The organism is Ruegeria sp. BI7 (assembly GCF_056537925.1).
Map to the genome: position 1 here is coordinate 40,259 of NZ_JBQFSK010000009.1, position 12,815 is coordinate 53,073.

A 12,815-nucleotide genomic window follows, 5' to 3' on the forward strand; every position below is an offset into this window, starting at 1 on the left:
GGTTTCACTCCGCTGCAATCGCTTTGGGGGCGGACGATTTAGGCTTGGCGCCGTGTTCGTATTCTTCGAGGAAATCGAGAACCTCTTGCCGGTAAGCGTAGTAATCCGGATGTTCGAGCAACGCCTTGCGTGTTCGTGGCCGCGGCAGATCAACCTTGGTGATCTTACCGATGGTCGCTTGCGGGCCGTTGGTCATCATCACCACGCGGTCGGCCAGCAGGATCGCCTCATCCACGTCATGGGTGACGCAGATTGCGGTCACTTTAGTGCGGGACCAGACCTCCATCAGCACTTCCTGCAATTCCCAGCGCGTCAGGCTGTCGAGCATGCCAAACGGTTCATCCAGTAGCAGCAGCTTGGGGGATAGGGCAAAGGCACGGGCGATGCCGACTCGTTGCTTCATACCGTTCGAAAGATCGCTGGCAGATTTGTCCATCGCGTCAGCCAGACCGACGCGTTCCAGATAATATTCAACGACATCTTGCCGCTCGGCGACGCTGGCCTTGGGATAGACCTTATCGACCCCGATCGCGACGTTTTCCTTGGCACTGAGCCATGGGAACAAGTTGGGCGATTGGAACACCACGGCACGTTCAGGATCAGCGCCTTCGACGTGGCGGCCATCCAACTTGATCGCACCTTTAGATATCTCATTCAGCCCCGCCGCCATGGTCAGAACCGTGGATTTGCCGCAACCGGAATGGCCGATCAGCGAGATAAACTCACCTTTGTCGATCTTCAGATCAAAGTCCTCTACTACGGTCAGCGGCCCCTTGGGGGTCGGATAGATCTTGTGCAATTGCGAGAAGTTGAGGAAGCGGTTCTGAATCATCCCCTTCTGAGCCTTGGCAACCGCTGTTGGCACGCCGTGCATTGGCGTTACGTTGGGCAGGATGCGTGAACCTTCGACCTTGGCCTCGATCCCCACATCCATCAGGTATTTGGTGACGTCCGCGCGCAAGCGTTTGAAGGTTTCATCATTATTCATTGCCCCTCGATCACGCGGTCGAGGGATCGAAACGCGGAACTCCTGCCCCAACGTGCCATCCGGGTTCAGGGCAATGATGCGGTCGGCCAGAATGATCGCCTCATCCACATCATTGGTGATCAGCACGCAAGTCTTTTTGTCGGCTTCCCAGATATGTTCGATCTCATCCGCCAGATTGGCGCGGGTCAATGCGTCTAGCGCAGAGAGTGGTTCATCCAGCAACAAAACCTCTGGGTTCATCGACAACGCACGGGCCACATTGACCCGCTGGCGCATACCGCCGGACAGTTCAGCCGGGCGACGCGTTGCAGCGTGGCTGAGGCCAACCATCTTGATGTAATGTGCAACCTTCTCGGCTTTCTCGGCCTTGCTGAGACCGGGAAAGACCGTATCAACCGCCAGCCCCACATTGCCGCTAACTGTCAACCACGGCATCAGAGAATAGTTCTGGAAGATCACGCCTCGTTCCGGACCCGGGCCCTTGATCGGGGCGCCTTTAAACGTGACTTCTCCGCTGGTTGGACTGTCGAGCCCGGCCATTAGGTTGATCAGGGTGGTTTTACCGGTACCCGAGAAGCCGAGGATCACCAGAAATTCACCCTCTTGCACGTCCAGATCGATGTCTTTCAGCACTTCGGTGCGCGCGGTGCCTTCGCCAAAGGACTTCGAGGCGTTATTGAAACTTAGTATGCTCATCACGCTCACCGGTTGTTTGTGAAGGTAAACAGGGATTGCAGCGCGTACATCACCCGGTCCAGCAGGAAGCCGATAATGCCGATGGTGAAGACCGCAACCATGATCTTGGCGAGTGAACTGGATGAGCCGTTCTGGAATTCATCCCAGACAAACTTGCCCAGACCAGGGTTTTGCGCCAGCATTTCAGCCGCAATCAGAACCATCCAGCCAACGCCTAGAGAAAGGCGCAAACCGGTGAAGATCAGCGGTAAAGCCGAGGGGAGCACCAGCTTGGTGATCTTTGTATAGGTGTTCATCTTCAGAACTTTGGAGACGTTCACCAGATCTTTGTCGATGGACGCCACACCAAGCGCGGTATTGATCAGGGTCGGCCAGAGCGAACACAGAGTCACGGTGATGGCAGAGATCAGGAAAGACTTTGCAAACCAGCCGTCATTTGTGACGTAGACCGCCGAGACGATCATGGTCACGATCGGCAACCATGCCAGAGGCGAGACCGGTTTGAAAATCTGGATCAGCGGGTTCAGTGCGGCATTTGCGGTCGGAGACAGGCCAGCGGCAATGCCAAGCGGAACCGCGATGACAGTGGCGATCAAAAACCCGAAGAAGACAGTTTTTATCGAGGTCCAGATTTGCTGGTAGTATGTTGGCGCCCCGGTGAAGGCTACGTCTTTCACTTTCTCGGGCTGTCCGGCATCAATGAATTTCTGATTGCGCTTCTCGACCATGGCCTCGAATTTCGCTCGTTTGGCGGATTTGGCCTTTGCGTCCTCGTTCAGACTGACCATTTCTTCCCAAACCTGAGCCGGTCCGGGCACCGCGCCCAACGAGGTCTGAACCTTGGGGGCCAGTGTGGCCCAGAGCAGCAGGAAGGCACAGATCGACAGCAGGGGTACGATCAGCAACCGCCAGATTTCGGTTATCTGCGCGCGTGGGTTGTCTCCGGCGGCGGCCTTTAGGACGGGCGTGGCCCAGCTGAGGCCCAGCACCTGAAACCACTTGTCGGCTGCGTTGATGCGGGTGAAAAGGCGGGCGCGACGTTCCTCTCGGGCGGCGTCTGCATTGAATTCTGGATCGACCGTTGTCATCTGATGCGTCCTTGCGATGGCGGGGCACTGTTTGGGCCACGCCCAGCAGATGCTGGGCGCGGATTTTTGGGATTAGCCTTGCACGTCCGAGCCGACGATCGTCTGACCGTCTTTCAGACCGATGGAGAGGCTTTCGAGATAGGCGTTGGGGGTGCGGCCGTTGTAGGCGATGCCGTCAATGATATCCTCGGCCGGGGTCGGGGCTTTGTAGCCGTCGCTGTCCCAAGGGAAGTCGGCCTCATTCGCCAGCCCTTCGTCGACCAGCAGGCGTGCGGCCTCCAGATAGATTTCAGGCTTGTAGATGGATTTAGCGACTTCGTCGTACCAGCTGTCAGGCTTGGATTCGTTGATCTGACCCCAGCGGCGCATCTGCGTCAGGTACCAGACGGCGTCAGAGTAGAACGGATAGGTCGCATTGTAGCGGAAGAACACGTTGAAATCGGGAACCTCGCGCTTGTCACCTTTTTCGTATTCGAACGTGCCGGTCATCGAGTTGGCGATGACGTCATAGTCCGCGCCCACATATTCTGGACGGCTCAGGATCTCGACCGCCTCGGGGCGGTTAGCATTGTCGTTCTCATCCAGCCACATCGCCGCACGGATCAAAGCCTTGGTCACCGCCAGAGTAGTGTTCGGATATTCCTCAGCGAACTCAGCCGTGATGCCGAAAACCTTCTCGGGGTTGTTCTTCCACAGCTCGTAATCGGTAATAACCGGAACTCCGATGCCCTTGAACACCGCTTGCTGATTCCAGGGCTCACCCACGCAGTAGCCATAAATTGTACCGGCCTCCAACGTGGCTGGCATCTGTGGTGGAGGTGTTACCGACAGGAACACATCCGCACCGATCTGACCGGTCACATTGTCTGGGCTGTAATACCCTGGATGCAGCCCACCCGCGGCCAGCCAATAGCGCAGTTCGTAATTGTGGGTCGAGACCGGGAACACCATGCCCATGTTAAAGGGCTTGCCTTCGGATCTGTATTTCTCAACGACCGGAGCAAGCGCCTCGGCACTGATAGGGTGTTGGGGACGACCATCCTCCATCACCGGGATGTTCGGTTTCATCTCTTCCCAGATTTCGTTGGACACGGTGATGCCGTTGCCGTTCAGGTCCATCGAAAACGGTGTGATGATATGCGCCTCGGTCCCGTATCCGATAGTCGCGGCCAAAGGCTGTCCGGCCAGCATGTGTGCACCGTCAAGCTGCCCGTCGATCACACCATCCAATAGAACTTTCCAATTGGCTTGTGCTTCCAGCGTCACGAACAGGCCTTCGTCCAGAAAGTACCCATTCTCGTAAGCGACAGCCAGCGGCGCCATATCGGTAAGTTTGATAAAGCCAAACGTCAGTTCGTCTTTTTCCAGTTCCAGTTCGGCCAGTGCCGGAGACACAAGTGCCGTCGTTGCGGCCAGGCCTAAAAGTAGCTTTTTCATCTCGATCCCTTTCGGTTCAGCCCAACCTCTTGGGCAAACAAAAAAGCCGCCGACACAGTCCGCCGGGAGGAGGTGGCGGATGGTCGAGCGGCTTTGCTCTTGTAAGGTGCCCTGGATTGTGGGCGAATTCCGTCGGTGGGCGTCGTTGCCTTCCGATGTTCCGATTAAGACATCCTTGATCCGGGCCGTCACCCGGTTTTGAGCGTCAAAGTGTGATTTTTCTGCGATGCAGCGTAATTTGATGCTGCGCTGCAAAATTTTTGGGCACAATTACCCCGTTGGCTCGAAAATGCGACGGTCGAAGAAGACGTTCGGTGCCAGAACCAAGCTTCCGTTTGTCGAGGCTACGGTGGTCGACTCAGGAAGCGCCCCCTCCAGCTTCTCTGACGCTCCGGGAGTTTCGACACCCAGCCCGAACAACTCGCGCCGATAGAGGTCGCTGCGAAAGACGCAGGCAGCCTGACGTTCGGCTGTGCTGACATCGAGCCCGTTCCGTTGTGCTAGCTGATGCGCGATCCACTTGGCCTGACTGCGCCATGGGAAGGTGGCAGCGCCATCAAAGAACTCAACAAACCCATCCACATGGCGTTGCTCGCCGCGCGCCGAGATTGTGAATTCGCCCATTATTGCACGATCGATTAGTTCGGGTGAGACATTGAGGTAGGTTTTGCGCGATAGCATCTCGGACGCGGTTGTTCGGCTGTCCGTGTTTGAGAGCCAACGTCCCGCGCGCCAAACGGCCCGCATGAGGCTACGCAGCAAATGCGGCTCGGTTTCGGCCCAGTCGTTTCTAACTGCCAACACCTTTTCAGGTGCGCAGGTCCAAATCGCCTTACCGGGCAGCAGCAACGCGCCAACACTATCATCCACGGCGAATGAGCCCCAAGGCTCGCCCACGCAGAAGGCATCGATCTCACCACCTGCAAGCGCCTGCGCCATCAGAGGGGGCGGGACAGTGCGGATTTCGACCTGCTTCGAAGCCAGTTCGGTTCCCGCAACCCAATAGCGCAGCAGTTCGACATGCATCGAAAACGGAAAAGGCACTCCGAACACCAAAACGTCACCGGCAGCCTTTGCCAACGCAGCCCCAGCTGCAGCTGCATCAGTAAAATCGAAGCCATAGCCCTGATCGGTCAGACGCCCTGCCAATTGAGTTCCAACACCTATGATGTTGCCGTTCAGGGATAGGACAGACACGGCGGACAGCGGCGTCGCAATACCGCCCAAACCCAAGGCCATCGCAACAGGTACAGGTGACAACAGATGCGCCGCGTCCACGTGCCCAAAGGCCAGCATATCGCGCAATGAAGACCACGACGGGGCTGGTCGCAGGTCCAGCGACACGCCTTCGGCATGGTCAAACCCCATCTCGCGCGCGACAATCAACGGAGCCGCGTCAACCAAAGGCATATAGGCGACAGGCAAGGTTACAGTTCTCATGACAACAACCCCGAAGCCGTGACCAAGGCTTCGGCCACATCTGCAACCCGGCGGTTCTGATTCATCGCAGTTTTGCGCATCAGGGCATAGGCCTCGTCTTCAGACACACCCCTGGCTTTCATCAACAACCCTTTGGCGCGGTCAATCACTTTGCGTTCTTCCAAAGCACGGCGGGTCTCGGCCAGTTCGGTCCTCATCTGGCGTAGTACCTGAAACCGGGCGATGGCGGTGTCGATCACAGGTTTGATGCGCTCGGCTTGCAGGCCATCGACTACATAAGCTGATACCCCTGCCTCAACGGCGGCTTTCGCTAATCCGCCCGCAGCGCCCGAGACGAACATAGCCACCGGTCGCTCCATCGGACCGGAGGCAACGGTCAACTCTTCCAGCATATCGCGTGAGGGGTTGTCGATATCGATCAGAACTATGTCCGGGCTATGCATTGCGATTTTACGTGCCAGGCCAGAGACATTGCCGATTACAGAAACGTCTACGTCTCCAGACTCTTTCAAAGCATCCACAATTGCGAAAGCACGTTCTTGATTCTGCTCGACGACAACGACGGTGAGGTGTTGTTTCATAGGCACCCAAGTGAGCCCAAGCTTCATCGATCGCAATTCCAAGGCCACTAAGCGTTTCATCAAGCTGCCAGTTTGCCTATTTTATCAGCATATTTTTACATGCAACGGAATGCCTGCACAGTTTTTCTACATGCCATCAAAGAAATCTGGCATTAGCGCTGGCGCGGCGCAATTGATCGGCCCTTTGGATTTTCATTTGAGCCAATCTCTGGATCTGGGTGGTTGAAATGCAATTTCATCGACGACACGCAGCACTACCGTTGCTACATCACTGAAGAGAGCATTCAGGCGTTTGCGGAGGTGTATGTGACGCTTGGCCAAATAGCAGAGCACATTGAGCTCGCAGCGATCCATTTGGCTCGGGTGTTGGACCGAAGAGAAATCGAGACGATCCCCTGTGAGGCTGGGCTTGTTCGCGCTTATCCCAAAGAGACACAGGGAGTTGTTCGTGAACTGGCGAACAGAGTAATCAGTTAATCTGATCCGAGGGTATCAATAACCACAGCGCTGAGGTTGCACACCTAGGTCTTGTTGATAAAACCATGATGTGCCGTTCCAGATAACCGTCTTGACACTGCGAGATACACGCTAACCTACCCAACTCTCACTTCCGGCATTTCGGTGAGATCGAGCAGGCCAAATTTCTAAGGCCATTGAGGGCTTGGCCAAGATGAACCTTGGGTTGGGACGAAGCGATATCAACGCATGACTTACTTCGTAGCTAGCACCAATTACCTCAGATAGGTGTTGAACCAATCAATGGTGCGGTCCCAGGCCAGGTTTGCCATTTCTTCGTCATAACGAGGCGTGCTGTCGTTATGAAAGCCGTGGTTAGCATTTTCGTATATAAATGCCTCGTAAACCTTATCGTTGGATTGAAGAGCAGCCTCAAAATCTGGCCAACCTGCGTTGATGCGCTCATCAAGCTCTCCCATCTGAATCAGCAACGGTGCCTGAATTTTGGCCACATCCTCAACTGCTGGCTGGCGACCATAGAATGGCACGCCCGCGGCCAGTTCCGGGTAGGCCACCGCAATCGCGCTGACCACACCACCGCCATAGCAGAAACCCACAGCGCCGACTTTCCCAGTGCAGTCTTCTCTGTTCAAAAGGTATTCAAATCCATTGAAGAAATCATTCATCAGCTCGACCCGATCGACCGTCTTTTGCAGCTCGCGCCCATCAGCATCGTTGCCTGGGTATCCGCCAACCGACGTCAGACCGTCTGGAGCCAGAGCCATAAAGCCTGCTTTCGCCAAGCGTCGCGCCACGTCTTCGATGTAAGGATTCAAGCCACGGTTTTCGTGGATTACCAGCACCGCGGGCAATGGCTCTTCAACGCCGGCAGGCCGAACAACGTACCCCCTGACATCACCGGTTCCGTTTGGTGAAGGGTAGGTGATGTAGTCTGCATGAATATCGGGATCGTTGAAGGATACCTGCTCGGCCAAAGCATAATTCGGGCTAAGCATGTTCAGCAGCGCGACCGCTGATAAACCACCAACCGTGAACTTGCCGGCACGGTCCAGAAACTGGCGCTTGGTGATTTTGCCGTGCGCGTAAAAGTCGTACAGGTCCAGAAGTTCCTGGTCGAAGTCTTTTGCCGTCAAGCGAGTCATGGTGAATCTCCTGATGAGTTGGCAGTTGAAAGTGAGAAGTCGTCAGATCATAGGGTCGTGGTTGGTTTGAGTTTTTTAAAAATTCTGTCCAACGTCACGCAGCCTTTAGATGCTCCAAGGCAGTCTGAGTGCCGCCTCCGTTATGAGGCATACCGTTCTTGGCTAGCCCCATTTCTACGCCAGAAAGGGTGGCCATCAACATTAGGTCGTTGAAGTCGCCCAAATGACCAATGCGGAACACCTTGTCGGCTACCTTGGACAGACCATTTCCTAGTGAGATGTCATAGTGCTCCAGCGCCGTAGCACGAAACGCATCGGCAGAGTGACCTTCTGGGACCTTAACCGCAGTCAAGACGCCCGATTCCTGACCTTGATGTGTGCACAAAACCTCAAGACCCCAGGCGCGCACGGCAGCCCGTGTCGCGGCTCCGTGTCGGGCATGACGGGCAAAAACGTTGTCCAACCCTTCCTCGTGCAACATGTCGATGGCCTCATTTAATCCATAGAGAAGATTGGTGCCGGGGGTGTAAGGAAAGAACCCCTTCTGATTTGGTCCGACCATATCTTGCCAATCCCAGTAACTTCGCGGCGTGGTCACGGATTTTGAGTGTTTCAGAGCCCGATCGCTCACGGCGTTGAAGCTCAGACCAGGCGGTAACATTAATCCCTTTTGCGAGCCGGAGACACACACATCGACCCCCCAGTCATCGAACCGAAAATCAATCGACGCAAGGCCGGAGATGGAGTCCACGATTAGAAGTGCAGGGTGCTTGGCTGCGTCTATGGCCCTCCGCACTTCCTCAATTGGTGAGACTGAACCGGTTGACGTTTCGTTGTGGACGACGCAAACCGCCTTGATGTCGTGCTGCTCGTCCGCACTTAGACGGTCTTCAATCTGATTGGGGTCCGCACCGCCACGCCAATCTCCTTCAATCAGCTCTGGTTGCAACCCTAGTTTTCCAGCCAAGTTGCACCACATGAAGGCGAAATGCCCTGTTTCGAACATCAGAACTTTTTCGCTAGGCGAAACCGTGTTCACAAGTGCGGCTTCCCATGCACCGGTGCCGGATGAAGGATAGATAAAGACGTTCTGTTTTGTCCTGAAAATCGTCTTCATGCCATTGAGGGCCTTATTCCCCACTTCAGCAAAATCCGGTCCTCGGTGATCAATGGTCTGCGTGCTTATGGCTTTCAGGATGCGCTCTGGCACAGCACTCGGCCCTGGAATCTGCAAAAAATGTCTGCCTGCCTGACGCATTTGAACTGATCCTTACGCTGGTGCCGAAAAAGCGGCGCTATTGCCTATTGCAAAAGTTAATTATGAATTCATTATTCAGTCAACGGTGAAGTGAAGCGTCAAACTGGGCTTACACGGAAGGGAAGGCGTACCTAATGGTAGAGAATGGATCGTTGTACCGCCGACTGTTGTCTGATGTGCGGGGGGAAGTGATGTCAGATCCGGCATCGCTTGCTCGATACTCGACCGATGCCTCAATCTATCAGATGATACCGGACGCTGTGGTGATCCCTCGGTCCACAGAAGATGTCCAAGCTGTAATGTCCATTGTGCGGGACGAAGGAAGTTCGGTTCTGCCTCGCGGCGGCGGCACGTCGCAGTGCGGGCAAACGGTCAATCAGGGTGTTGTGCTGGACAACACGAAACACTTGAATCGAATTCTAGATGTAGACTTTGAGAAGCGTATTGCTCGCGTTCAGCCCGGTGTTGTTCTGGATCAATTGAACCAAGCGTTGAAGCAGCATGGCCTGTGGTTTCCCGTGGATCCCTCAACAGCGTCTCGTTGCACTCTTGGGGGGATGGCGGCAAACAATTCTTCAGGCGGAAAATCTCTGCGATACGGAATCATGCGAGACAACGTCCGTGCGATAAACGCAATCATGGTTGACGGCACGGAAGCGCGGTTCAGCGCTGATACGGCCGCATCAGGCGATTATGCGGATCTTGTTGGTGATATGCGCGCTCTTGGGCGTCGCGAGGCTGCTGAAATTGACGCTCGTTTTCCTAAAGTCCAGCGCCGTGTGGGCGGGTACAATATCGACGCGCTCGTAGGTAACGACATCAACATGTCCCATTTATTGGTGGGGTCAGAAGGCACATTGGCCTATTTTACAGAACTGGAACTAAGCCTAGCTCATCTGCCGGGCGCGAAAGTTACAGGTGTGTGCCATTTCCCGACATTCCGTGCTGCAATGGAGGCCACCCAGCACATCGTGACACTCAACCCTCAGGCGGTAGAGTTGGTCGACGACACCATGATTGCATTGGGGCGTGAAATCCCATTGTTTCGCGAAACGATTGATGCATTTGTTGAAGGCAATCCCGAAGCCCTGCTGCTGGTGGAATTCGCCGAGGGCAGCGGCGAAGCCAATGCCGCAAAACTGGTTGAGCTTTCGCAACTGATGGGAGATCTCGGGTTTGCTTTCAGCGGTACGGGAAATCGGTGGGGCGGCGTTGTCTCTGTTACGGACAACTCTTTGCAGAATGCTATCGCCGAGTACCGAAAATCCGGGTTGAATGTCATGATGTCGATGAAAGAGGCGGGAAAACCAATCTCTTTTGTCGAAGATTGCGCTGTCCCGTTGCCCGACCTCGCCGAATACACCGCTGGCCTGACCGAAATCTTTGCAAAACATGGCACAAAGGGAACATGGTACGCGCATGCCTCGGTGGGGTGTTTACACGTGCGACCTGTGCTGAACATGCGGCAAGACAAAGACGTCCGGACAATGAGGGCGATCGCTGAAGAAACATTTGATCTGGTCAAAAAATATAAAGGATCTCATTCAGGTGAACATGGTGACGGGATCGTAAGATCAGAATTTCATGAGAAGATGTACGGTCAACGTATCGTTTCTGCGTTTGAGCAGGTTAAGAACCGGTTTGATCCCGACGGGGTGATGAATCCCGGCAAGATCGTGAACGCGCCTGCCATGGATGACCGCCGACTGTTCCGCTTCGGCCAGGACTATTCGGTTCCTGAATTCGAAACCGCGCTGGACTGGTCTGCTTGGCCGGGTGCCGGAGGAGGGTTTCAGGGCGCCGTCGAGATGTGCAACAATAACGGTGCATGCCGCAAGCTCAAGGGCGGCGTTATGTGCCCTTCTTTCCGAGCGACCCGAGACGAGCGAGACGCTACACGTGGGCGGGCAAATTCGTTGCGGTTTGCCATCAGCGGGCAGATGCCGGGCGGTTTGTCGTCCGATGCCATGTTAGACACAATGAAGTACTGCGTGTCCTGCAAAGCTTGCGCTCGGGAATGTCCGACTGGCGTTGATATGGCGCGAATGAAAATCGAAGTATTGTCAGCAAAACGTAAAAAAGATGGGCTGAGGTTGGCAGACAAATTGATAGCTTACCTGCCCCGATATGCGCCAAAAGCCGCGAAAGTCGCGTGGCTTGTGAATTTACGAAACAAAATTGGACTCTCGCGTAAGCTATTGGAGGGACCGACTGGCATTTCAGCGCGACGCGATCTGCCAGTGTGGTCTTCTGCTCCGTTCCGTGATGTCGAGGCTCAGGACAATGATCCGCAGGTGTTGCTGTTTGCCGATGTGTTCAACCGGTATTTCGAGCCAGAAATTTTACGCGCTGCAGTTCGGGTATTGCGGGCAACGGGACTTCGAGTGGCCGTGGCGCGAGACGATCGATCTGACAGGGCCTTGGATTGCGGACGTACTCTCTTGGCTATGGGGTGCGTGGACGAAGCGCGACACGAGGCACAACGCGTGATTGACGCGACGCGAGAGGCGGTTGCAAAAGGTGTTCCAGTAGTCGGGCTCGAACCTTCCTCTATCCTCACGTTCCGGGATGAATTTTTGGCGCTTTGCCCGGGGCCGGAAACTGAGATGTTGTCGAACGCAACGTGTACCTTTGAGGAATTTCTGGCCGATCAGCCGGACTTGCCCCTAAAGCCGTTGGATCGTCCGATCTATTTGCATGGGCATTGCCACCAGAAAGCACACGATGCCGTCACACCGATGCTTGACCTTTTGAAGCGTATTCCAGGGGCACAAGTTCACATGATTGAAAGCAGTTGTTGTGGCATGGCAGGAGCATTTGGATATTCGCCCGACACTATCGATGTTTCGATAAAGATGGCACAACTCGACTTGTTCCCGGCATTGGAAGAAGCGCCCGGAGATGCAGTTATCGTGGCAGACGGGACATCTTGCCGCCATCAAATCGCGGAAGGTACGCAGCGTCAAGCTGTGCACGTCGCGCGCCTCTTGGATATGGTTCTTGATGTTTAGGAAATGGAAATGAACCTGACGGACAGCATTAATCGCCCGACCCTTCACGAAGAATTGGTCGAAAGGCTGCGTAACCTGGTTGTCGAAGATGTTTTAAAGCCAGGTGAAAAAGTGCCTGAGAAACAGCTTTGCGACTCGTTGGGGGTCTCACGGACACCTTTGCGAGAAGCTTTAAAGGTGCTTGCATCAGAAGGCTTTGTGGTACTTCAAGCCAACCGGGGGGCCCGCGTCGCAAGTGTCACGCGAGAGGAATTGGAGAATACGTTTCCAGTGCTTGCGACGCTTGAGCAACTGGCGGGAGAGTTGGCATGTCAGCACATGGATTCCGCTGAAATTGAACTAATCGAAAGTCGCCACGCCGATATGCTGGAAGCCTATAATTCACATGACCGACAGGCATATTTTAAGGCCAATCAGGACATTCATCAGGCACTGATACGTGGAGCGCGAAACGATATCCTTGAAAGCCACCACAAGCTGTTGGCCGCACGGGTCCGCCGCGCACGTTTTATGGCCAACTTGTCGGACGAGCGCTGGGCGCAGGCCATTGACGAACATGAAGCCATGATGGAGTTGCTCCGGGACCGAGATGCAGATGGGCTTGGAAAGTCCATGAAACTTCACATGATGAACAAACTTTCGGCCCATGTGAAAGCGCTGGAGGCTGAGGATGAGACGCTTAATTAAAGACTGGTCG

The 12,815-nt window shown here is 55.0% G+C and carries 9 protein-coding genes; 2 read left to right on the forward strand and 7 right to left on the reverse strand.

Annotated features, from left to right (window positions below; all coding sequences use genetic code 11):
* Nucleotides 1-4 precede the first annotated feature (4 nt).
* The 7 genes from ACR0JB_RS17335 to ACR0JB_RS17365 all read right to left on the reverse strand — a co-directional run bounded on the left by ACR0JB_RS17335 (nt 5) and on the right by ACR0JB_RS17365 (nt 9,107).
* Entirely contained in the window at nt 5-1,684 is a 1,680-nt protein-coding gene (locus ACR0JB_RS17335; protein WP_170397539.1) for an ABC transporter ATP-binding protein, read from the reverse strand.
* A gap of 5 nt (nt 1,685-1,689) precedes the next feature.
* Entirely contained in the window at nt 1,690-2,772 is a 1,083-nt protein-coding gene (locus ACR0JB_RS17340; protein ID WP_170397536.1) for an ABC transporter permease, read from the reverse strand.
* Between the two features lie 72 nt (nt 2,773-2,844).
* Nucleotides 2,845-4,209 (reverse strand): CmpA/NrtA family ABC transporter substrate-binding protein, encoded by a 1,365-nt coding sequence (locus ACR0JB_RS17345; protein ID WP_170397533.1) that lies wholly within the window; start codon nt 4,207-4,209, stop codon nt 2,845-2,847.
* 270 nt (nt 4,210-4,479) lie between these two features.
* The gene (locus ACR0JB_RS17350) at nt 4,480-5,649 is read right to left on the reverse strand and encodes an ABC transporter substrate-binding protein (protein ID WP_170397530.1); all 1,170 of its coding nucleotides are present in this window, start codon (nt 5,647-5,649) and stop codon (nt 4,480-4,482) included.
* Entirely contained in the window at nt 5,646-6,230 is a 585-nt protein-coding gene (locus ACR0JB_RS17355; protein WP_170397527.1) for an ANTAR domain-containing response regulator, read from the reverse strand. Before ACR0JB_RS17355 ends, ACR0JB_RS17350 begins: the two co-directional genes overlap by 4 nt.
* Before the next feature lie 731 nt (nt 6,231-6,961).
* Nucleotides 6,962-7,849 carry a YghX family hydrolase gene (gene yghX, locus ACR0JB_RS17360; RefSeq protein ID WP_170397524.1) on the reverse strand — a complete coding sequence of 296 codons (888 nt, stop codon included), beginning with the start codon at nt 7,847-7,849 and terminating at the stop codon, nt 6,962-6,964.
* A gap of 94 nt (nt 7,850-7,943) precedes the next feature.
* Nucleotides 7,944-9,107 carry a pyridoxal-phosphate-dependent aminotransferase family protein gene (locus ACR0JB_RS17365; protein WP_170397521.1) on the reverse strand — a complete coding sequence of 388 codons (1,164 nt, stop codon included), beginning with the start codon at nt 9,105-9,107 and terminating at the stop codon, nt 7,944-7,946.
* 191 nt (nt 9,108-9,298) lie between these two features.
* On the opposite strand from ACR0JB_RS17365, the gene ACR0JB_RS17370 reads away from it, so the two are divergent.
* Nucleotides 9,299-12,118, forward strand: a complete 2,820-nt coding sequence (locus ACR0JB_RS17370) for an FAD-binding and (Fe-S)-binding domain-containing protein (RefSeq protein WP_254437431.1) — start codon at nt 9,299-9,301, stop codon at nt 12,116-12,118.
* Between the two features lie 9 nt (nt 12,119-12,127).
* Nucleotides 12,128-12,805, forward strand: a complete 678-nt coding sequence (locus ACR0JB_RS17375) for a GntR family transcriptional regulator (protein ID WP_480790116.1) — start codon at nt 12,128-12,130, stop codon at nt 12,803-12,805.
* Nucleotides 12,806-12,815: the final 10 nt, after the last annotated feature.